Origin of the sequence: Enterobacter pseudoroggenkampii, from assembly GCF_026420145.1 — a bacterium.
In the GTDB taxonomy this organism is placed as follows: Bacteria; Pseudomonadota; Gammaproteobacteria; order Enterobacterales; family Enterobacteriaceae; genus Enterobacter; species Enterobacter pseudoroggenkampii.
The window spans coordinates 58,976-81,641 of record NZ_JAPMLV010000007.1; the positions used below are offsets into that span (position 1 = coordinate 58,976).

Here is a 22,666-nt window from a genome sequence, read left to right on the forward strand (position 1 = left end):
TATGTTCAGTGCACCACCTGTACAAAAAGTTTCCGTGGTCATCCCGGTTTATAACGAGCAGGAGAGCCTGCCCGAGCTGATCCGCCGTACAACGGCCGCCTGTGACACGATGGGCAAGGCTTATGAAATTCTGTTGGTGGATGACGGCAGTAGCGATAATTCCGCACTGATGCTGACCGAAGCCGCGCAGGTTGAAGGCAGCCACATCGTAGCCGTGCTGCTCAACCGCAACTACGGCCAGCACTCGGCGATTATGGCGGGGTTTAGCCACGTCACGGGCGATCTGATCATCACCCTGGATGCTGACCTGCAAAACCCGCCGGAAGAGATCCCGCGCCTGGTTGCCAAAGCCGATGAAGGTTATGACGTGGTCGGCACGGTACGTCAGAACCGCCAGGACAGCCTGTTCCGTAAGCTGGCGTCACGCACCATTAACCGCCTGATCCAGCGCACCACCGGTAAAGCGATGGGTGACTACGGCTGCATGCTGCGCGCCTACCGTCGCCATATTGTCGACGCCATGCTGCATTGCCATGAGCGCAGCACCTTCATTCCGATTCTGGCGAACACCTTTGCCCGTAAGGCAACGGAAATCCCGGTTCTGCACGCCGAGCGCGAGCACGGGGAATCGAAGTACAGCTTTATGCGTCTCATCAACCTGATGTATGACCTCATCACCTGCCTGACCACCACGCCGCTGCGTCTGCTGAGCGTGTTCGGCAGCATCATCGCCGTGGCCGGTTTTGCGCTGTCCGTTCTGCTGGTGGTACTGCGACTGGTCTTTGGCCCGCAGTGGGCGGCGGAAGGGGTCTTCATGCTCTTTGCCGTGCTGTTTATGTTCATCGGCGCCCAGTTTGTCGGAATGGGCCTTCTCGGTGAATACATTGGCCGTATCTATAACGATGTTCGCGCGCGTCCGCGCTACTTTATTCAACGTGTTGTCCGTCAGGAACACAAAGCATCTCAAGAGGAAATTCACCCATGAAAGCTGTTGTATTTGCCTATCACGATATGGGGTGCACGGGCACGCTGGCCCTGCTGGAAGCGGGCTATGACATTGCGGCAATCTTTACCCATCCGGACACCGCCGGAGAGAATAACTTTTTCGGCTCCGTGGCGCGTATCGCCGCCGAGCGTGGGATCCCGGTTTATGCGCCGGACGACGTAAATCACCCGCTGTGGGTGGATCGCATCCGCGCGCTCGCGCCTGATGTGATCTTCTCGTTCTACTATCGCAACCTGCTCTCCGACGAGATCTTAGGCCTGGCCGCAAAAGGCGCCTTTAACCTTCACGGTTCTCTGCTGCCGGCCTACCGTGGCCGCGCCCCGCTGAACTGGGTGCTGGTGAACGGTGAAACGGAAACGGGCGTGACGCTGCACCGCATGGTGCACCGTGCGGATGCGGGCGCTATCGTGGCACAGCAGAAGGTCGCTATTGATGCGGACGAAACTGCGCTGCAGCTGCATCACAAGCTGAACGCGACGGCACAGACGCTGCTGCGTGACGCGCTTCCCGCCATCCTCAGCGGCACCTTCAGCGAAACCGCGCAGGATGAGAGCAAGGCAAGCAGCTTTGGTCGCCGCGCGCCGGAAGATGGTCGTCTGGACTGGAACAAACCGGCCCGCCAGCTGCACAACCTGGTGCGCGCCGTAACCGATCCGTGGCCGGGCGCCTACAGCTTTGCGGGCGTAAGCAAATTCATCGTCTGGAAATCCCGCGTGCGTGACGACATTCCAGCGGCAAAACCGGGTACCGTCGTCTCCGTCTCCCCGCTGATTGTGAGCTGCGGCGAGCAGGCACTGGAGATCGTTACCGGACAAACCGACAATGGCCTGTACGTTCAGGGCACACAGCTGGCGCAGTCGCTGGGCCTGGTGGCTGGGGCGCTGATCACCAGCGCACCGGTTGTTGCCATCAAACGCCGCACCCGCGTGCTGATCCTCGGCGTGAACGGTTTTATCGGTAACCACCTGACCGAACGTCTGCTTAAGGACGATAACTACGAGATTTACGGTCTGGATATCGGCGCGGATGCGATCAGCCGCTTCCTCGACAACCCGCGCTTCCACTTCGTGGAAGGGGACATCAGCATCCATTCCGAGTGGATTGAATACCACATTAAAAAATGCGACGTGGTGCTGCCGCTGGTCGCTATTGCCACGCCAATCGAGTACACCCGTAACCCGCTGCGCGTGTTTGAGCTGGACTTCGAAGAGAATCTGAAGATCATCCGCGACTGCGTGAAATACGACAAGCGCATCATCTTCCCGTCCACCTCTGAAGTGTACGGCATGTGTACCGATAAGAACTTCGATGAAGACACCTCCAACCTGGTGGTCGGGCCGATCAACAAACAGCGCTGGATTTACTCCGTCTCCAAACAGCTGCTGGACCGCGTGATTTGGGCCTACGGTGAGAAAGAGGGCCTGCGCTTTACCCTGTTCCGTCCGTTCAACTGGATGGGGCCACGTCTGGACAACCTGAACGCGGCGCGTATTGGCAGCTCCCGTGCGATCACCCAGCTGATCCTGAACCTGGTAGAAGGCTCGCCAATTAAGCTTATCGAAGGCGGGAAACAAAAACGCTGCTTTACGGATATCAGCGACGGTATCGAAGCGCTGTTCCGCATCATCGAAAACAAAGATAACCGCTGCAACGGTGAAATCATCAACATCGGCAACCCGGACAACGAAGCGAGCATTCGCGAGCTGGCCGAGATGCTGCTGGCCAGCTTTGAGCGTCATCCGCTGCGCGATAAATTCCCGCCGTTTGCCGGCTTCCGCGAAGTGGAAAGCAGCAGCTACTACGGAAAAGGGTATCAGGACGTTGAGCACCGTAAGCCAAGCATTCGCAATGCGAAGCGCTGCCTGAACTGGACGCCGACCGTGAAGATGGAACAGACCATTGATGAAACGCTTGATTTCTTCCTGCGCACCGTGGAGCTGTCGGAACAGGTCTCATGAAAAAAGTCGGTTTACGCATTGATGTCGACACCTTCAGGGGAACGCGTGACGGCGTACCCAAACTGCTGGAACTGCTGAGCAAGCACGGTGTGCGCTCCAGCATTTTCTTCAGCGTGGGGCCTGACAACATGGGACGCCATTTATGGCGTCTGGTTAAACCGGCATTTCTGTACAAAATGCTGCGCTCGCGCGCAGCATCCCTCTACGGCTGGGATATTTTGCTGGCCGGCACCGCCTGGCCCGGCAGACGCATCGGCGCGGGTAATGAAGCGGTAATCCGCGAGGCGGCGCAGCATCATGAGGTGGGTCTGCACGCCTGGGATCACCATGCCTGGCAAGCCTGGGCGGGCGTCTGGGATATCCCGCGCCTGTCTCGTGAGGTCGAGCGTGGGATGCTGGAGCTGGAGGCCATTATCGGTCAGCCCGTGCGCTGCTCCGCCGTGGCGGGATGGCGTGCGGATCAGCGCGTCGTGAAGGCCAAAGAGGCCTTCGCGTTTCGCTACAACAGCGATTGCCGTGGAACCGGGCCCTTTTTGCCGCTGTTAGGCGAAAATCGCTACGGTACGGTGCAAATTCCGGTCACGCTTCCCACCTGGGATGAAGTGGTTGGACGCGAGGTTAAGGCGGATGAGTTCAATCGCTACATTCTGGACCGCATTCATCGTGACGCCGGTACGCCGGTGTATACCATCCATGCCGAAGTGGAAGGGATTGCGTATCAGCATGATTTCGACGAACTGCTGACGATGGCCGCTCAGGAGGGCATCGAATTCTGCCCGTTGAGCGAGCTGCTGCCAGACGACCTCAGTACCCTGCCCGTGGGAAAAGTTGTCCGTAATGAACTGGCTGGCCGGGAAGGCTGGCTTGGTTATCAACAAACCGTGAGTCCGGTCCCATGAAAACAGCCCGTTATGGCTTAGCGCTTCTCGCACTGTTTATCGTTTACTACCTCATTCCGGTCGATATCCGCCTGCTTTGGCAGCCTGATGAAACGCGCTATGCGGAAATCAGCCGCGAAATGCTGGCCTCCGGAGACTGGGTTGTCCCGCATTTCTTGGGGCTGCGTTACTTTGAAAAGCCAATTGCTGGCTACTGGGTCAACAGCATCGGGCAGATGCTGTTCGGGCACACGAACCTCGCCGTGCGCGCCGGGTCCATCTTCTCCACCGGTTTAGCCGCGCTGCTGGTTATCTGGATGGCCTGGCGTCTCTGGCGGGATAAGCGGACAGCCATTTTCTCCGGCCTGATCTTCCTGACCCTGTTCCTGGTGTATGGCATCGGCACGTATGCGGTGCTGGATCCTATCATCACCCTGTGGCTGGTGGCGGCGATGTGCAGCTTCTGGCTGGCGTCACAGGCCCAAACCGTTGCCGGAAAAGCGGGCGGCTATGTGCTGCTTGGGCTGGCCTGCGGGATGGGGGTGATGACCAAAGGCTTCCTGGCACTGGCGGTGCCGGTGATTGGCGTGCTGCCGTGGGTGATCGCCCAGAAGCGCTGGAAAGAGGTGCTGATATTTGGCTGGCTCGCGATCCTGAGCTGCGTGCTGATTGTTCTGCCATGGGGGCTGGCCATTGCGCAGCGTGAGCCTGACTTCTGGCGTTACTTCTTTTGGGTGGAACATATTCAGCGTTTCGCCCAGAGCGACGCGCAGCACAAAGCCCCGTTCTGGTACTACATACCGTTCCTGATTGCGGGTAGCCTGCCGTGGCTGGCACTGCTGCCCGGCGCGTTTCGTCTCGGCTGGAATGACCGACAAAATGCGGGTGGCGGGTTCTATCTGCTGGGATGGGTGGTGATGCCGCTGCTGTTCTTCAGCATCGCCAAAGGCAAGCTGCCGACCTACATCCTGCCGTGTTTTGCCCCGCTGGCGATCCTGATGGCGCGCTATGCCTGCCTCGCGGCGGAGAAAGGCGCCAGAGCGTTGCGCATTAACGGCGGGATTAACCTGGCGTTTGGCGTTATCGGCGTGGTGGCGGCGCTGGTGGTCTCCCCGTGGGGACTGTCTAAGCATCCGGTCTGGACCTCGGTCGAACTGTATAAAGTGTTCTGCGCGGTGGTCGCGTTCCTCATCTGGGCCGCGGTAGGCTGGTTTACGTTCAGGCAGAGCCAGCAGCGCTGGTGGCTGGCGGCGTTCTGCCCTGCGGGCCTGGCGCTGCTGATTGGTTTCGCCATTCCTAACCTGGTGGTGGATTCCAAACAGCCGCAGTCGCTGGTCGACACCGTGCGCGAGCCGCTTCAGGACAGCCGTTACGTGCTGGCCAATAACGTGGGCGTGGCCGCTGGCCTGGCGTGGGAGCTGAAGCGCAATGACATCACGCTGTATGGTCAGAGTGGCGAACTGCGCTACGGGCTGGATTATCCTGATGTGAAAGATCGTTTTGTCGGTAAAGATGACTTCGCGCAGTGGCTGGCAGAGCACCGTCAGCAGGGACGCGTATCGCTGGTTATCCTGCTGTCAAAACGCGATGACCTTTCGCGGGCTAATCTGCCAGAACCGGACAGCCTGTATATCCAGGGCCGTCTGGCCTACCTGCAGTATCTGCCGAAGTGATGACCTGGATCTGGCTGATACTGGCAAGCCTGCTCAGCTGTGCAGGACAGCTGTGCCAGAAACAGGCTACCCGTCCGGCGAAAGCCGGGCGGCGTGGCGTGCATATCGCGCTGTGGCTTGGCCTGGCCCTGCTGGCGCTGGGCAGCGGGATGCTGGTCTGGCTGGTGGTGCTGCAGCGCCTGCCTGTCGGCATTGCCTACCCTATGCTGAGCCTCAATTTTGTCTGGGTGACGCTGGCGGCGAAGGTATTCTGGCGTGAAACCGTCGCATCGCATCACTGGCTGGGGGTAGGGTTGATCATCATTGGGATTGTTATCCTGGGAGGAAGCCTGTGAAAGGGGCGTTCTGGGCCTTATGCAGCGTGCTGTTAGTCAGCGCCGCGCAGCTGTTGCTGCGCAGTGCGATGCAGGCATTGCCGCCGGTCAGCGATGTTCTGGCGCTTATTTCTGCGCTGTGGCACTTCTCATCCGGCACGGGGGCGCTGCTGCTGGGGTTGATGGGGTATGTGGCCTCGATGGGCTGCTGGTATCTGGCGCTGTATCGCATGGCGCTCAGCAAAGCGTATGCCTTGCTGAGTCTTAGCTATATCCTGGTGTGGGGCGCTGCGATCCTGCTGCCGGGCTGGGAAGAACGTTTCTCCTGGCACGGGCTGGTGGGGGTCGGGTTTATTATTCTGGGTGTGTTGACGATTTTTCGGCCAGCACGTCGTCAGCAGAATGGATCAACCCGGCCCTGAGCTCAAAGGGCGTCGCGGTACAGACCGCAAGACTCAGCGAGTCTATCCGGCAGTGGCTGACTGAGTGAAATGCGCGGGCGGTACTGTCAATGCTAACCATTTGCCAGGCGTGACCGCCGCTCTGTTTAACGATCGCTTCTTTCCGCGTCCAGATGCGCCAGAACGCCGTAAGCTGGCTCTCTGGCGTTTCCTTTTCCAGCTCTTCATGCTCGGCACCGCTGAAGACGGCATTGGCGAGCGTGTGCCAGTTATCCTGCGGGCGAATACGTTCCAGTGAACAGCCCACGTTACCTTCGTCACTGATAATTAACGCAATGTCATCATCCGCGTGGCTAAGGCTGAACCACAGCGGATAGTCGCCGGCAAAAAGGGGTTTCCCCTGTTCGTTGTGGATAATCTCCGGTAGTGACTTCGGGGCCAGCAGACGCGAAAGCAACCCGCGACCCGCCAGCCAGCGCGCACGCTGGGCGCCTTCGGGCGCGTGTCGGGAGAGTGCTTCAGCCCAGCGATTGGTGCTCAGCGAGGAGATTTTTCCCAGAAAAACCTGGTACATATAACGTCTGGCCTTCAGTCAAAACAGAGAGAGTCGCAAAGTTTCGCGGCGAAACCATTACTATAATCTATTGTCCCCGGTAATGGCTAACCAGACGAGAGTGCTTACCCAGGCAACCGGCTTTTTGGCCTCCCCGGCCCGAGCAGGATCGCCAGCTTGCTGCCGCCTTTGGTGGTTTCCATCCAGATCTTACACACGCTGGTCAGGGGGACCGACAGCAGCATGCCGACCGGGCCCAGCAGCCATCCCCAAATCAGTAAGGATAAAAATACAACCAGCGTCGACATGCCCAGCCGGTGCCCCATCATGCGCGGCTCGAGAATATTGCCCAGCACCATATGCACCACGAGGAACAGCGCGCCAACCAGCATGCATTCGTAAAAACCGTTAAACAGAAACGCCTGAATCATCGGCGGCACGGCGGAAAGCACCGCGCCAATATTGGGCACGTAGTTGAGCAGAAAGGCCAGTACGCCCCACATCAGCGCGAACTGCACGTCCATCAGCATCAGCCCCAGCCAGACAATCACCCCGGTCCAGACGCTCAGCAGCGTTTTCAGCGCCAGATATTTTGAGACCCCCTTCAGCGCCCGGTGTAACCCGGCGATATGAATTTGGGGGTTATTCAACGCAAAGCGCAGCTTATAGGGGACGTGGCGGACTTCAAACAGCATAAACACCACCGTCATGACCAGCAGCAGAATGCTGGCCATCGCGCCGGAAAGCCCCGTCATCAGCGTGGTGGCGTAGGTCATGACCTTCTCGGAATCCATCCTGCGCAGCATCCGTTCAGGTGAGATATGCAAATTAAGGAAAGGTACCATCTCCTGCAGCGCCACAATCTTACGCGTCAGCTCTTTGTTGTACTGCGGCAGCATGGTGGAGAACTCGCTCAGCGATGCCGCCAGCACGCCGAAGAGCGCCGTCAGGGCAATCAGCATCACGATGACGACAATGGTGATGGCGACCGGACGGCTGACGCCCCGGCGAAGAAACCAGGTGACCAGAGGATTAAGCACAATGGCAAAAAAGAGCGCCAGCAGGAGCTGGACAATAATGTCAGCAGCAGCATGGATACCCGCAAGGATAACCACCAGACAGGCGAGCTTTAATAAGATGTGGAGTCCTGCTTTGTCGGACGGGTTAGCGATCATGCGTGTTCCTTAATATGATGACCCGGTAAGTGTAGTGCCCGGGCTTCGCTTCGTCTGGCACCGTTAATCTGAAAGTCGGTGCTGATTTTCTTATTGGGGCGTGGTAATAGTAAACACTGTTGTAAAAAATCCAGGTAGAACCCCATGCCCGAACCTGCCGCTGAAACGGCACTGAGCGGACTGCGCCTCAATCTGCGCATCGTTTCCGTTGTTATTTTCAACTTTGCCAGCTATCTCACCATCGGCCTGCCGCTGGCGGTCCTGCCGGGCTATGTCCATGACGTGATGGGCTTCAGTGCCTTCTGGGCGGGGCTGGTGATTAGCCTGCAGTATTTCGCGACACTCCTGAGCCGACCGCATGCCGGTCGCTACGCGGACACGTTCGGTCCAAAAAGCATCGTGGTGGTGGGATTGTGCGGCTGCTTCCTCAGTGGCCTAAGCTACCTGCTGGCTGCCTCAGCCAGCCACTGGCCGCTGGTCAGTCTGGCGCTCCTCTGCCTGGGCCGCGTCATCCTCGGCATCGGGCAAAGCCTGGCGGGAACCGGCTCGACGCTGTGGGGCGTGGGGGTGGTAGGCGCGCCGCACATTGGCCGGGTGATCTCCTGGAACGGGATTGTCACCTACGGTGCGATGGCGCTCGGTGCGCCGCTCGGCGTGGCCTGCTATGCGTTTGGCGGGCTGTATGGGCTGGCCGTCACCATCATGGCGGTCGCGCTGCTGGCGATTCTGTTTGCGCTGCCGCGCCCGAAAGTGAAGGCCAGCAAGGGCAAGCCGCTGCCGTTTCGGGCGGTGCTGGGGCGCGTCTGGCCGTACGGTATGGCGCTGGCGCTGGCGACCACCGGCTTCGGTGTGATCGCGACCTTCATTACCCTGTTCTATGACGCCAAAGGCTGGGACGGCGCGGCCTTTGCGTTAACCCTGTTCAGCTGTGCGTTTGTTGGCGCGCGCCTGCTTTTCCCTAACGGCATCAACCGTCTGGGTGGGCTGAACGTGGCGATGATCTGCTTTGCGATAGAAATTGTCGGGCTGCTGCTGACCGGAATAGCGATGGTGCCCTGGGTCGCGAAAGTGGGCGTCTTCCTCGCGGGAGCCGGTTTTTCACTGGTCTTCCCGGCGCTGGGCGTGGTGGCGGTTAAAGCCGTGCCGCCGCAGAATCAGGGCGCCGCGCTGGCGACCTATACGGTGTTTATGGATATGTCGTTAGGCATTACCGGCCCGCTGGCGGGGCTGGTGATGGCCTGGGCAGGCGTGCCGGTGATCTACCTTGCCGCAGCGGGTCTGGTGATCGTGGCCTTGCTTCTGACGTGGCGGCTAAAAAAATGGCCCCCGGTGCAGGCACCGGAGGCCACGTCATCATCGTGAAACGTTACTGGATCACGATGGTGTTAATGATGTTTTCAGCAGCCGTCTGCGCTTTCTGCTGATCTTCCGCTGGCAGGGTGATCTGCAGGGTCAGGAGTTTGTTATCGACCTTGCCCAGCACGACAGAGGAGTAAGCGGTCTGGCCTTTCGCAGAGATGATGCTGTCCAGCTGCTGCAGCTTATGGCCTTTCAGCTCGATGGATTTATTGGTCACGACCTGCAGCTGCGGGTCGCGGCCGCGCTGCTGATCTTCAAGACGTTTGGACAGGACGGCCAGATCTTCGCTGGTGTCGTCGCCCACAATCACAATGACCGCTTTCTGCCCGGTTGCGTCGGAGTAAACGTGCATGTTGTTCGCCTGAGTGCCCAGCTTGCCGCTCTGGTCAGTCATATCGGCTGGCAGAGAGAAGCTGAGTTTGCCATCCATCAGATTCACCGGCTGGCCGGTCGCATTGCTTTCTGCGGATGCGCCCTGAGCAGGCGTTTTCGTGTCGCTGTTATCACAGGCTGCAAGACCCACAACGAGCAGGCCAATCCCGACATATTTAACCAGATTGCGCATTGACTTCTTCCTTTCGATAAACGGCCATAACGGCTCATTCGTTCATCTTATCACAACTGATAAAGCGAACCCTTAACCTGCCTGCAATGCCGTGATTTCAGATTTATCTGCCAGCCTTTTCAGCAGCATATTCAGCAGCACGCCGTACATGGGCAGGAAGAAGACAATGCTGATGAGCACCTTAAAGCAGTAGTCCACCAGCGCGATTTCCATCCAGTGTTCGGCCATAAACGCATCCGGGCTACGCCAGAAGGCGATGAAGAAGAAGGCCAGCGTATCGCTCACGTTACCGAACAGCGTGGAGGCGGTGGGGGCCATCCACCAGCGATGATTCTGACGCAGGCGGTTAAACACGTGTACGTCGAGGATCTGCCCCAGCGCGTAGGCCATAAAGCTTGCTGCGGCGATACGGGCGACAAACAGGTTGAAGTGGGTTAACGCCTCAAAACCCTGCCAGCTTCCCATATAAAACAGAGACGAAACCCCGTACGAGATGAACAGCGCCGGGAGCATGACCGCAAAAATAATGCGGCGAGCCAGCGGTGCGCCAAAGATACGCACGGTCAGATCGGTGGCGAGGAAAATAAACGGAAAACTGAACGCGCCCCATGTGGTATGAAAACCAAAGATGGAGATAGGGAGCTGCACCAGATAGTTGCTGGAGGTGATCACCAGCAAATGGAAAAGCGAAAGCCAGAACAACGCTTTTACGCGTTGAGATTCAGAAAACTGCGTCATATTGTGACCTTTTTATACGTTGGGGTGAGGGAACCCAATAAAAACCGCAGCATGATACTGCTTTGGCAGGACATTGCAATGGTTAGTTTTTACGCAATCGTTAACCTGGTTTGCATTGATCGCAACCGGGCGTAAACTACAGCCGTTTTTACCTGACCGAGAAGATCATGACCGACCTGTTTTCCAGCCCAGACCACACCCTTGATGCCCAGGGCCTTCGCTGCCCGGAACCGGTAATGATGGTACGTAAAACCGTGCGCAACATGCAGACCGGTGAAACGCTGCTGATCATCGCCGACGACCCGGCCACGACCCGCGACATTCCCGGTTTTTGTACCTTTATGGAGCATGAGCTGGTGGCACAGCAGACTGAGGCGCTACCGTACCGGTATTTGATTCGTAAGGGTTAAGTTTTGTAGGCCGGGTAAGGCGAAGCCGCCACCCGGCGAATATGTTTCCTCTGCGGCCTGATGCCCTCACCCCGGCCCTCTCCCACGGGGAGAGGGAGCAAACACTAAAAATGGCCACGTAGTGGCCATTTTGCTTTTACCTAGCCCTTCATCCACGCCCGGATCCCGTCCAGGAACATCTGCGTTGCCATCATGACCAGAATCAGCCCCATCAGGCGTTCCAGCGCGTTTACCCCTTTTTCGCCCAGCAGGCGCAGGAACAGGGACGACTGCAGCAGGATAATGAACGTCCCGCCCCAGGCAATCAGCAGGGCAATCACCAGATGGCTCATCTGATTCGGATACTGATGCGACAGCAGCATCAGCGTGGCCAGAATGGTCGGGCCCGCGACGAGGGGGATCGCCAGCGGCACAATAAATGGCTCTTCACCCGCAGGCAGGCCGCTGCTGCTGCCTTCCGCGCTCGGGAAAATCATCTTAATGGCAATCAGGAACAGAATAATCCCGCCGGAAATCGACACGGTTTCGGCACGCAGGTTCAGGAATGCGAGAATTTTTTCACCCGCAAACAGGAAGATAAACATCACCAGCAGGGCGATGAGCAGCTCGCGGATCATGATCGCCCGGCGTCGCTTCGGCTCGGTGTGTTTTAGCACCGACATGAAGATGGGCAGGTTGCCCAGGGGATCCATAATAAGGATCAATAAAACCGCGGCGGAAATGATTTCACTCATGTAAATTATCCCTGAAACTCTCTAAGGTTATTATGATAATTAGCTGTATTTCTGATTGCCGGGCAATCATCGATTAATTTCGCTTGCGACTTTGGCAGCATTTTGTAATGTGAAGCATATCCCAGTTCAATACTGGCTTGCACAATCAGCACACACCCTCAGCAGGAAAAAAATGCTATGAAAAACGTTGGTTTTATCGGCTGGCGCGGTATGGTCGGCTCTGTACTCATGCAACGCATGGTTGAAGAGCGCGATTTCGACGCTATCCGCCCGGTCTTCTTCTCCACTTCTCAGCTCGGCCAGGCTGCTCCGTCCTTTGGTGGTACCACAGGCACGTTGCAGGATGCTTACGATCTGGAAGCGCTGAAGGCGCTCGACATTATTGTGACCTGCCAGGGCGGCGATTATACCAACGAAATCTATCCAAAGCTGCGTGAAAGCGGCTGGCAGGGCTACTGGATTGACGCGGCCTCGTCGCTGCGCATGAAAGACGATGCCATCATCATTCTCGACCCGGTTAACCAGGGCGTGATCACCGATGGCCTGAACAACGGCGTGAAAACGTTTGTTGGCGGTAACTGCACCGTCAGCCTGATGCTGATGTCCCTCGGCGGCCTGTTCGCGCAGGATCTGGTGGAGTGGGTCTCCGTGGCGACCTACCAGGCGGCGTCCGGCGGCGGTGCGCGTCACATGCGCGAGCTGCTGACCCAGATGGGCCAACTGCACCAGAGCGTTGCGACCGAGCTGGCAAACCCGGCATCCGCTATTCTGGATATCGAGCGTAAAGTGACCCAGCTGACCCGCAGCGGCGAGCTGCCGGTGGATAACTTTGGCGTACCGCTGGCCGGTGGCCTGATCCCGTGGATCGACAAGCAGCTGGATAACGGCCAGACCCGCGAAGAGTGGAAAGGCCAGGCTGAAACCAACAAAATCCTCAATACCGCGAACACCATTCCGGTTGACGGTCTGTGCGTACGTATCGGCGCACTGCGCTGCCACAGCCAGGCCTTCACCATTAAACTGAAAAAAGATGTGTCTATTCCGACCGTGGAAGAGCTGCTGGCCGCGCACAACCCGTGGGCGAAAGTGGTACCAAACGATCGCGATATCACTATGCGCGAGCTGACCCCGGCAGCGGTGACCGGCACGCTGACCACGCCGGTTGGCCGTCTGCGTAAGCTGAATATGGGGCCGGAGTATCTCTCCGCGTTCACCGTCGGTGACCAGCTCCTGTGGGGCGCCGCCGAGCCGCTGCGCCGCATGCTGCGCCAGCTGGCGTAATAATTTGTTAAATACCAGGGGTGATTTTCACCCCTTTTTTTTGCGTACTACATGGAGTAACACGCGTATGTCTTATTTTTTATCAGGAGTCATCTAGAGCGTTGGCTATGCTTTAAGGAAGAGTCATTTCTTACCTGAGGTTCGAGCGGAGCAGAATGGATGCACATTTTTGTGCTGTCCCGTTCAGGTCACATTAAAAGTCGTCCCGGAGCGCTTAAAAAGGACGACATAAAAAACAGGATGAATACCATGTCCGATCGTGTGGATAGAGACGTGATTAATGCGCTTATTGCGGGTCATTTCGCTGACCCCTTTTCTGTGCTTGGGATGCACCGTACTGAGGCCGGTCTGGAAGTTCGGGCACTGTTACCGGATGCCACAGAAGTCTGGGTGATTGAACCCAAAACCGGCCGCAAGGTCGGTAACCTTGAATGCCTCGATTCCCGTGGCTTCTTCTCGGGCGTGATGCCCCGTCGTAAAAATCTTTTTCGCTATCAGCTCGCCGTTCTCTGGCACGGTCAGCAAAACCTGATTGACGATCCCTACAGCTTTGGCCCTCTGCTTAAAGAGATGGATGCCTGGCTGCTCTCCGAAGGGACGCATCTTCGCCCTTATGAAACGCTGGGTGCCCATGCCGATACCATGGACGGCATTACCGGCACGCGGTTCTCCGTGTGGGCGCCCAATGCCCAGCGTGTCTCCGTTGTCGGACAGTTCAACTACTGGGATGGCCGCCGCCACCCGATGCGCCTGCGTCGGGAAACCGGCATCTGGGAGCTGTTTATCCCCGGGGCGCACCACGGGCAGCTTTATAAATTCGAGATGATTGACGCTCACGGCAAGCTGCGCATTAAAGCCGACCCGTATGCCTTCGAAGCGCAGATGCGCCCGGATACCGCATCGCTGATTTGCGGCCTGCCGGAGAAGGTTATCCAGACGGAGGAGCGTAAGCAGGCCAACCGCTTTGATGCGCCGATCTCCGTCTATGAAGTCCATCTCGGCTCATGGCGTCGCCACACCGATAACAACTTCTGGCTCAGCTACCGGGAGCTTGCCGACCAGCTGGTCCCGTACGCCAAATGGATGGGCTTTACCCACCTGGAGCTGCTGCCGGTCAACGAGCACCCGTTCGACGGCAGCTGGGGCTATCAGCCCACCGGGCTGTATGCGCCGACCCGCCGCTTCGGCACCCGCGACGACTTCCGCTATTTCATTGATGCCGCGCACGCCGCCGGGCTGAACGTCATCCTCGACTGGGTGCCGGGCCATTTCCCGGCGGATGATTTCGCGCTGGCAGAGTTTGACGGTACGAAGCTGTACGAGCACAGCGATCCGCGCGAAGGCTATCACCAGGACTGGAACACGCTGATCTACAACTACGGTCGCCGTGAGGTCTCAAACTACCTGGTCGGGAATGCCCTGTACTGGATCGAGCGGTTTGGCATCGATGCCCTGCGCGTGGATGCGGTGGCGTCGATGATCTACCGCGACTACAGCCGCAAAGAGGGGGAGTGGATCCCGAACGAGTTTGGTGGCCGCGAAAACCTGGAGGCGATTGAATTCCTGCGTAATACCAACCGCATTATCGGCGAGCAGGTGGACGGTGCCGTGACCATGGCGGAAGAGTCCACCGACTTTGCGGGCGTCTCCCGTCCGCCGTCATTGGGCGGCCTGGGGTTCTGGTATAAGTGGAACCTGGGCTGGATGCACGACACGCTCGATTACATGAAGCTGGATCCGGTTCACCGTAAGTATCATCACGATAAGCTGACGTTCGGGATGCTCTACAACTACACCGAAAACTTCATGCTGCCGCTGTCGCACGATGAGGTGGTACACGGTAAAAAATCGATTCTCGACCGCATGCCGGGCGACGCGTGGCAGAAGTTTGCCAACCTGCGCGCCTATTACGGCTGGATGTTTGCCTTCCCGGGCAAGAAACTGCTGTTCATGGGCAATGAGTTCGCCCAGGGGCGCGAGTGGAACCACGACGCCAGCCTCGACTGGCATCTGCTGGAAGGCGGCGACAACTGGCACCACGGGGTGCAGCGTCTGGTGCGCGATCTGAACCTGACCTATCGCCACCACAAAGCGCTGCACGAGCTCGACTTCGATCCGTACGGCTTTGAATGGCTGGTAGTGGACGACCATGAGCGCTCGGTGTTTGTCTTTGTGCGTCGTGACAAGGCGGGTAACGAGATCATCGTCGCCAGCAACTTCACCCCGGTGCCGCGTGAACACTACCGCTTCGGCATTAACCAGCCGGGCAAATGGCGTGAAATTCTGAATACCGACTCGATGCACTACCACGGCAGCAACGCCGGTAACGGTGGGCTGGTACAGAGCGACGCCATTGAAAGCCACGGGCGACCCAACTCCCTGAGCCTGACGCTGCCGCCGCTTGGCACCATCTGGCTGATGCGGGAGGGCGAATGACGCAGCTTACGGCAGGTAAACCCGAACCGCTCGGGGCGCATTTTGACGGAAAGGGGGTCAATTTCACCCTCTTTTCCGCTCACGCCGAGCGGGTAGAACTGTGCGTGTTTGACGGGGAAGGTAACGAGCACCGTTACGATTTACCCGCGCGCACGGGGGATACCTGGCACGGCTACCTGGCCGGAGGGCGGCCCGGCATGCACTACGGCTTTCGCGTTCACGGTCCGTGGGATCCCGCGCAGGGGCACTGGTTTAACCCGGCGAAGCTGTTGATTGACCCGTGCGCGCACCGCGTGGACGGCGAATTTAAAGATGACCCGCTCTTCCACGTGGGCTACGGCGAGCCTGACCACCGCGACAGCGCGCCCGTCGCGCCAAAAAGCGTGGTGGTGAACGATCTTTATGACTGGGAAGACGATGCCCCGCCGCACACGCCGTGGGGCAATACGGTTATTTATGAAGCCCACGTCAAAGGGCTGACCTACCTGCATCCGTCGATCCCCAAAGAGATGCGCGGCACCTACAAGGCGCTCGGGCATCCCACCATGATCGCCTACCTGAAACACCTCGGCATCACCGCCCTGGAACTGCTCCCTGTTGCCCATTTTGCCAGCGAGCCGCGTCTGCAGCGGCTGGGGCTAAGCAACTACTGGGGCTACAACCCGCTGGCGATGTTCGCGCTCGAACCGCGCTATGCCGTCCATCCGGAAAAGGCGCGGGACGAGTTCCGCGATGCGGTGAAGGCGCTCCACGCGGCGGGCATTGAGGTCATTCTGGACGTGGTGCTGAACCACAGCGCAGAAAGCGATCTCGACGGCCCGACGCTCTCCATGCGCGGAATTGATAACCGTAGCTATTATTCGATCAGGCAGGATGGCGATTACGAGAACTGGACCGGCTGCGGCAACACGCTCAATCTCAGCCATCCGGCGGTCACGCATTTTGCATATGAATGCCTGAAATACTGGGTGGAGACGTTCCACGTCGACGGTTTTCGTTTCGACCTGGCGCCGGTGATGGGGCGCACGCCGGCGTTCAGCCAGCAGGCGCCGCTGTTTGAGGCGATAAAAAACTGCCCGGTGCTCTCGCAGGTGAAGCTCATTGCCGAGCCGTGGGACATCGGTGAAGGCGGTTATCAGGTCGGGAATTTCCCGCCGCTGTTTGCCGAGTGGAACGACCACTACCGCGACGCCGTGCGCCGCTTCTGGCTGGAGCGGAACCTGTCGCTGGGGGAATTTGCCGGGCGCTTTGCCGCGTCGAGCGATCTCTTTAAGCGCGACGGCAAACGCCCGTCGGCCACCGTCAATCTGTTGACGGCGCACGACGGTTTTACGCTCAGGGACTGCGTTTGTTTCAATCAGAAACACAATGAGGCGAACGGCGAAGAGAATCGCGATGGCACTAACAATAACCATAGCTTCAATCATGGTATAGAAGGGTTAGGCGGAAGTCTGGATGTGATAGAGCGGCGACGCGCCAGCGTTCATGCGCTGCTGACAACGCTTTTACTGTCGCAGGGCACGCCGATGCTGCTGGCAGGCGACGAGCATGGTCATAGCCAGCACGGTAACAACAACGCCTATTGCCAGGACAACACCTTAACCTGGCTTGACTGGGGTGAAGCCAACAGCGGGCTGATTCATTTTACCGCTGCGCTGATCCATCTTCGCCAGCAGATCCCCGCGCTGACCGCCAACAGCTGGTGGGAAGAGGGTGACGGCAACGTTCGCTGGCTGAATAAAGACGCGCAACCGTTAAGCGCGCAAGAGTGGCAACACGGCGTACCACGCCTGCAAATCCTGCTGTCGGATAAATGGCTGGTCACGCTGAACGCGACGGATGACGTCGCAGAGATTGTTTTACCTGAAGGGGAATGGCGCGCCGTTCCTCCCTTTGCCGGAGCGGATAATCCGGTAGTAATGGCTGTCTGGCACGGGCCTGCGCACGGAGTGTGCGTATTCCAAAGATGATAAAAAAGGAGTTAGTCATGGTTAGATTAGAGAAGAACGATCCCTTAATGTTGGCACGCCAGCTACCATTAAAAACGGTTGCCCTGATACTTGCGGGCGGGCGTGGTACCCGTCTGAAAGATTTGACCATCAAGCGCGCCAAACCGGCTGTTCACTTTGGTGGTAAGTTCCGTATCATCGACTTTGCGCTCTCCAACTGCCTGAACTCGGGCATTCGCCGCATCGGCGTTATTACGCAGTATCAGTCGCACACGCTGGTTCAGCATATCCAGCGCGGCTGGTCATTCTTCAGCGAAGAGATGAACGAGTTTGTCGATCTCCTTCCTGCGCAGCAACGCGTCCACGGCGAAAACTGGTATCGCGGGACAGCGGATGCGGTGACCCAGAACCTCGACATCATTCGTCGCTACAACGCGGAATACATCGTGATCCTCGCCGGGGACCACATCTACAAGCAAGATTACTCCCACATGCTGATCGACCACGTCGAAAAAGGGGCGCGCTGCACCGTGGCGTGTCTGCCTGTGCCCGTTGCTGAAGCGACGGCGTTTGGCGTCATGCACGTGGATGCGGACGACAAAATTATCGACTTCGTTGAAAAACCGGCGAACCCGCCAACCATGCCGGGCGATGACACCAAATCACTCGCCAGCATGGGGATCTATGTCTTTGACGCAGATTATCTTTATGAGCTGCTGGAAGAAGACGACAAAGACGAAAACTCCAGCCACGACTTCGGTAAAGACATCATTCCGAAAATCACGAAAGCTGGCATGGCGTATGCACATCCTTTCCCGCTGTCCTGCGTGCAGTCCGACCCGAATGCGGAACCCTACTGGCGCGACGTGGGCACGCTGGAAGCGTACTGGAAAGCGAACCTCGATCTGGCTTCGGTCACGCCTGAACTGGATATGTACGACCAGAACTGGCCGATTCGTACCCATATGGAGTCGCTGCCGCCGGCCAAGTTCGTCCAGGACCGCTCCGGCAGCCACGGTATGACGCTGAACTCGCTGGTGTCCGGCGGGTGCATTATCTCCGGTTCGGTCGTGGTGCAGTCGGTGCTGTTCCCGCGCGTGCGGATAAATTCATTCTGTAATATCGATTCGGCAGTCTTGTTGCCGGATGTCTGGGTAGGGCGCTCGTGTCGTCTGCGTCGTTGCGTGATCGACCGTGCCTGCGTCATCCCTGAAGGGATGGTTATTGGGGAGAATGCGGAAGAAGACGCGCGTCGTTTCTACCGTTCGGAAGAGGGGATCGTGTTAGTCACACGGGAAATGTTGCGGAAGCTGCAGATCAAACAGGAGCGATGATGCAGGTTTTACACGTATGTTCTGAGATGTTCCCGTTATTAAAAACGGGCGGACTGGCAGATGTGCTTGGCGCATTACCGGCGGCGCAAATCGCCGGAGGCGTGGATACCCGAGTCCTGCTGCCCGCCTTTCCGGATATCCGGCGCGGTATACCCGATGCGAAAGTGGTGACCCGCCGTGAAACGTTTGCCGGACGCATTACCCTGCTGTTTGGACATTACAATGGCGTAGGGATTTACCTGATCGACGCGCCGCACTTATACGATCGCCCGGGCAGCCCGTATCACGATACGAACCTGTTCGCCTATACCGACAACGTGCTGCGCTTTGCGCTGCTCGGCTGGGTCGGCGCCGAAATGGCGACGGGGCTGGATCCGTTCTGGCGTCCGGATGTGGTGCACGCGCACGACTGGCACGCCGGGCTTGCCCCGGCGTATCTCGCCGCGCGCGGCCACCCGGCGAAATCGGTCTTTACCGTGCATAACCTGGCGTATCAGGGGATGTACTACGCCCATCACATGAATGACATCGATCTGCCATGGTCGTTCTTTAACATGCACGGTCTGGAGTTTAACGGGCAGATCTCGTTTCTGAAGGCGGGGCTGTACTACGCCGATCACATCACGGCGGTGAGCCCAACCTACGCGCGTGAGATCACCCAGCCGGCGTTTGGCTACGGTATGGAAGGGTTGCTGCAACAGCGCCATCGCGAAGGCCGCCTGTCGGGCATTCTGAACGGCGTGGACGAACAGATCTGGAGCCCGGAAACCGATCTCCTGCTGGCGGCGCGTTATGGCCGTGATTCCGTGGAGGACAAAGCGGAAAACAAACGCCAGCTGCAGATTGCGATGGGCCTGAAGGTTAACGACAAAGTGCCGCTGTTCGCGGTGGTCAGCCGCCTGACCAGCCAGAAAGGGCTGGATCTGGTGCTGGAGGCGCTGCCCGGTTTACTGGAGCAGGGCGGACAGCTGGCGCTGCTCGGCGCGGGCGACCCGGTGCTGCAGGAAGGTTTCCTTGCCGCCGCGGCGGAACATCCGGGTCAGGTGGGCGTGCAGATTGGCTACCACGAGGCATTCTCGCACCGCATTATGGGCGGCGCGGACGTCATTCTGGTGCCAAGCCGTTTCGAACCCTGCGGCCTGACGCAGCTGTACGGCCTGAAATATGGCACCCTGCCGTTGGTACGCCGCACGGGCGGACTGGCGGATACCGTATCCGATAGCTCTCTGGAAAACCTGGCGGACGGTATCGCCAGCGGGTTTGTCTTTGAGGACAGTAATGCCTGGTCGCTGCTTCGGGCGATTCGGCGTGCTTTCGTCTTGTGGTCCCGTCCATCGCTGTGGCGTTACGTACAACGTCAGGCGATGTCCATGGACTTTAGCTGGCACGTCGCGGCGCAGTCATACCGCGATCTCTATCAACGCTTGATGTAACGAGGCGAAGTTACTGATATGAACGCTCCATTTAGCTACTCTTCACCCACGCTCAGCGTTGAGGCGTTAAAGCACTCTATCGCCTACAAGCTGATGTTCACCATCGGGAAAGATCCGGTTATTGCCAACAAGCACGAGTGGCTGAACGCTACCCTGTTTGCGGTGCGTGACCGTTTAGTGGAACGCTGGCTGCGCTCAAACCGCGCCCAGCTCTCTCAGGAGACGCGTCAGGTTTACTACCTGTCGATGGAATTTTTGATTGGCCGCACGCTGTCCAATGCGCTGTTGTCGCTCGGTATTTATGACGACGTCAAAACCGCACTGGAAGAGATGGGGTTAGATTTAGAAGAACTGATCGACGAAGAGAACGACCCGGGCCTCGGTAACGGCGGTCTGGGGCGTCTCGCCGCCTGCTTCCTCGACTCGCTGGCGACGCTGGCGCTGCCGGGCCGCGGGTACGGTATTCGCTACGATTACGGCATGTTCAAGCAGAATATCGTCGACGGGCGTCAGAAAGAGTCCCCGGACTACTGGCTGGAGTACGGTAACCCGTGGGAGTTCAAGCGCCACAACACGCGCTACAAGGTGCGCTTTGGCGGGCGTATTCAGCAGGAAGGGAAAAAATCCCGCTGGGTGGAAACGGAAGAGATCCTGGCCGTGGCCTACGACCAGATTATCCCCGGCTACGACACCGACGCCACCAACACGCTGAGGCTGTGGAGCGCCCAGGCCAGTAGCGAAATTAACCTCGGTAAATTTAACCAGGGTGACTACTTCGCGGCGGTGGAGGATAAAAACCACTCCGAGAACGTGTCCCGCGTGCTGTACCCGGATGACTCGACCTACTCAGGCCGCGAGCTGCGCCTGCGTCAGGAGTACTTCCTTGTTTCGGCGACCATTCAGGACATCCTTAGCCGTCACCATCAGCTGCACAAAACCTACGCCAACCTGGCGGAGAAAACCGCGATCCACCTTAATGACACCCACCCGGTGCTTTCTATTCCGGAGCTGATGCGCCTGCTGATCGACGAGCATAAATTCAGCTGGGACGACGCCTTTGAGGTGACCTGCCAGGTGTTCTCGTACACCAACCACACGCTGATGAGCGAAGCGCTGGAAACGTGGCCGGTGGACATGCTCGGCAAAATCCTGCCGCGCCATCTGCAGATTATCTTTGAGATTAACGACTACTTCCTCAAGACGCTGCAGGAGCAGTATCCGAACGATACTGGCCTGCTGAGCCGCGCGTCCATCATTGATGAGTCGAACGGTCGTCGCGTGCGCATGGCCTGGCTGGCGGTTGTCATCAGCCACAAGGTCAACGGGGTGTCCGAGCTCCACTCGAACCTGATGGTGCAGTCGCTGTTTGCGGACTTTGCGAAGATCTTCCCGACGCGGTTCTGCAACGTGACCAACGGCGTCACCCCGCGCCGCTGGCTGGCGCTGGCCAACCAGCCGCTCTCTGAGGTACTGGACGAGAATATTGGCCGTACCTGGCGTACCGATTTGAGCCAGCTGAGCGAGCTGGAACAGCATATTGATTTCCCGACGGTGAACAAAGCCGTGCGCGAAGCCAAGCTGCTGAACAAAAAGCGTCTGGCGGTCTGGCTGGCGATGCACCTCAACGTGGTGGCAAACCCGAAAGCGCTGTTCGACGTGCAGATCAAACGCATCCATGAATACAAGCGTCAGCTGATGAACGTGCTGCACGTGATCACCCATTACAACCGCATTAAGGCCGATCCGACGGCCGAATGGGTGCCGCGCGTGAAGATCTTTGCCGGTAAGGCGGCGTCGGCCTACTACATGGCGAAGCACATTATTCATCTCATCAACGACGTGGCGAAGGTGGTTAACCAAGATCCGGACATTGGCGACAAGCTGAAGGTGGTGTTCATTCCGAACTACAGCGTCAGCCTGGCGCAGCTGATCATCCCGGCGGCGGATCTCTCTGAACAGATTTCCACGGCGGGGACGGAAGCATCCGGCACCAGTAACATGAAGTTTGCCCTTAACGGCGCGCTGACCATCGGTACGCTTGACGGGGCGAACGTCGAGATGCTGGAGCACGTGGGCGAAGACAATATCTTTATCTTCGGTAATACGACGGAAGAGGTGGAGGCGCTACGCAGAAAAGGCTACTCGCCACGTCAATATTACGAAGGGGATGAAGAGTTGCGTCAGGTGCTGACGCAGATCGCGACCGGCGTGTTTAGCCCGGATGAACCGAGCCGCTACCGCGATCTGGTGGATTCGCTGATTAACTTTGGCGATCACTATCAGGTGCTGGCGGATTATCGCAGCTACGTGGACTGTCAGGACAAGGTGGACGAACTATATCGCCAGCCGGAGAAGTGGACCAGCGCCGCGATGTATAACATCGCCAATATGGGGTATTTCTCGTCTGACAGGACCATTAAGGAGTATGCCGAGACGATCTGGCATATTGATCCGGTGAGGTTATAAAAG

The 22,666-nt window shown here is 58.2% G+C and carries 19 protein-coding genes; 14 read left to right on the top strand and 5 right to left on the bottom strand.

Annotated features, from left to right (window positions below; translation table 11 throughout):
- Position 1: 1 nt before the first annotated feature.
- The 6 genes from arnC to arnF are packed head-to-tail and all read left to right on the top strand — an operon-like array spanning position 2 to position 6,251.
- The gene (gene arnC / locus OTG14_RS20805) at positions 2-985 is read left to right on the top strand and encodes an undecaprenyl-phosphate 4-deoxy-4-formamido-L-arabinose transferase (RefSeq protein WP_267215694.1); all 984 of its coding nucleotides are present in this window, start codon (positions 2-4) and stop codon (positions 983-985) included.
- Complete coding sequence (gene arnA, locus OTG14_RS20810; RefSeq protein WP_267215695.1) at positions 982-2,964, top strand: bifunctional UDP-4-amino-4-deoxy-L-arabinose formyltransferase/UDP-glucuronic acid oxidase ArnA; 1,983 nt, start codon at positions 982-984, stop codon at positions 2,962-2,964. The genes arnC and arnA overlap by 4 nt, the downstream gene beginning before the upstream one ends.
- A complete protein-coding gene (arnD, locus tag OTG14_RS20815; RefSeq protein WP_048226324.1) occupies positions 2,961-3,863 on the top strand; it encodes a 4-deoxy-4-formamido-L-arabinose-phosphoundecaprenol deformylase in 903 nt (300 codons plus the stop codon). Before arnA ends, arnD begins: the two co-directional genes overlap by 4 nt.
- Entirely contained in the window at positions 3,860-5,515 is a 1,656-nt protein-coding gene (gene arnT, locus OTG14_RS20820; protein ID WP_069720556.1) for a lipid IV(A) 4-amino-4-deoxy-L-arabinosyltransferase, read from the top strand. Before arnD ends, arnT begins: the two co-directional genes overlap by 4 nt.
- On the top strand, positions 5,515-5,850 hold the full coding sequence (arnE, locus tag OTG14_RS20825) for a 4-amino-4-deoxy-L-arabinose-phosphoundecaprenol flippase subunit ArnE (protein WP_045909037.1): 336 nt from the start codon (positions 5,515-5,517) through the stop codon (positions 5,848-5,850). The genes arnT and arnE overlap by 1 nt, the downstream gene beginning before the upstream one ends.
- Entirely contained in the window at positions 5,847-6,251 is a 405-nt protein-coding gene (arnF, locus tag OTG14_RS20830) for a 4-amino-4-deoxy-L-arabinose-phosphoundecaprenol flippase subunit ArnF (protein ID WP_063622754.1), read from the top strand. Before arnE ends, arnF begins: the two co-directional genes overlap by 4 nt.
- Here the strand turns inward: arnF and acpT are convergent.
- Positions 6,184-6,804, bottom strand: a complete 621-nt coding sequence (gene acpT, locus OTG14_RS20835; protein ID WP_063622753.1) for a 4'-phosphopantetheinyl transferase AcpT — start codon at positions 6,802-6,804, stop codon at positions 6,184-6,186. The two genes, arnF and acpT, sit on opposite strands and share 68 nt — an antisense overlap.
- Positions 6,805-6,908: 104 nt before the next feature.
- Complete coding sequence (locus tag OTG14_RS20840) at positions 6,909-7,958, bottom strand: AI-2E family transporter (RefSeq protein ID WP_045909021.1); 1,050 nt, start codon at positions 7,956-7,958, stop codon at positions 6,909-6,911.
- 144 nt (positions 7,959-8,102) lie between these two features.
- On the opposite strand from OTG14_RS20840, the gene OTG14_RS20845 reads away from it, so the two are divergent.
- Positions 8,103-9,320 carry an MFS transporter gene (locus OTG14_RS20845; RefSeq protein ID WP_063622752.1) on the top strand — a complete coding sequence of 406 codons (1,218 nt, stop codon included), beginning with the start codon at positions 8,103-8,105 and terminating at the stop codon, positions 9,318-9,320.
- Between the two features lie 4 nt (positions 9,321-9,324).
- Here the strand turns inward: OTG14_RS20845 and OTG14_RS20850 are convergent, their stop codons facing one another.
- Positions 9,325-9,882 carry a DcrB family lipoprotein gene (locus tag OTG14_RS20850; RefSeq protein ID WP_008503073.1) on the bottom strand — a complete coding sequence of 186 codons (558 nt, stop codon included), beginning with the start codon at positions 9,880-9,882 and terminating at the stop codon, positions 9,325-9,327.
- Between the two features lie 72 nt (positions 9,883-9,954).
- Positions 9,955-10,620, bottom strand: a complete 666-nt coding sequence (locus OTG14_RS20855) for a 7-cyano-7-deazaguanine/7-aminomethyl-7-deazaguanine transporter (protein ID WP_008503072.1) — start codon at positions 10,618-10,620, stop codon at positions 9,955-9,957.
- A gap of 167 nt (positions 10,621-10,787) precedes the next feature.
- Here OTG14_RS20855 and tusA point away from each other — a divergent pair, with 167 nt between their 5' ends.
- On the top strand, positions 10,788-11,030 hold the full coding sequence (gene tusA, locus OTG14_RS20860) for a sulfurtransferase TusA (protein WP_008503071.1): 243 nt from the start codon (positions 10,788-10,790) through the stop codon (positions 11,028-11,030).
- Positions 11,031-11,170: 140 nt separating this feature from the next.
- On the opposite strand, the gene yhgN is transcribed toward tusA, so the two are convergent.
- Complete coding sequence (gene yhgN / locus OTG14_RS20865) at positions 11,171-11,764, bottom strand: NAAT family transporter YhgN (RefSeq protein WP_003861574.1); 594 nt, start codon at positions 11,762-11,764, stop codon at positions 11,171-11,173.
- Between the two features lie 177 nt (positions 11,765-11,941).
- Between yhgN and asd the strand changes: the two genes are divergently transcribed.
- The 6 genes from asd (at position 11,942) to glgP (ending at position 22,663) form a co-directional block, all read left to right on the top strand.
- Positions 11,942-13,045, top strand: coding sequence for an aspartate-semialdehyde dehydrogenase (asd, locus tag OTG14_RS20870; RefSeq protein WP_024908885.1), 1,104 nt, complete (start codon positions 11,942-11,944; stop codon positions 13,043-13,045).
- 249 nt (positions 13,046-13,294) lie between these two features.
- Entirely contained in the window at positions 13,295-15,481 is a 2,187-nt protein-coding gene (gene glgB / locus OTG14_RS20875) for a 1,4-alpha-glucan branching enzyme (protein WP_267215696.1), read from the top strand.
- The gene (gene glgX, locus OTG14_RS20880) at positions 15,478-17,451 is read left to right on the top strand and encodes a glycogen debranching protein GlgX (RefSeq protein ID WP_267215697.1); all 1,974 of its coding nucleotides are present in this window, start codon (positions 15,478-15,480) and stop codon (positions 17,449-17,451) included. The genes glgB and glgX overlap by 4 nt, the downstream gene beginning before the upstream one ends.
- A gap of 17 nt (positions 17,452-17,468) precedes the next feature.
- Positions 17,469-18,764, top strand: a complete 1,296-nt coding sequence (glgC, locus tag OTG14_RS20885) for a glucose-1-phosphate adenylyltransferase (protein WP_008503066.1) — start codon at positions 17,469-17,471, stop codon at positions 18,762-18,764.
- Complete coding sequence (gene glgA / locus OTG14_RS20890; protein WP_008503065.1) at positions 18,764-20,197, top strand: glycogen synthase GlgA; 1,434 nt, start codon at positions 18,764-18,766, stop codon at positions 20,195-20,197. Before glgC ends, glgA begins: the two co-directional genes overlap by 1 nt.
- A gap of 18 nt (positions 20,198-20,215) precedes the next feature.
- A complete protein-coding gene (gene glgP / locus OTG14_RS20895; RefSeq protein WP_032648304.1) occupies positions 20,216-22,663 on the top strand; it encodes a glycogen phosphorylase in 2,448 nt (815 codons plus the stop codon).
- Positions 22,664-22,666 lie beyond the last annotated feature (3 nt).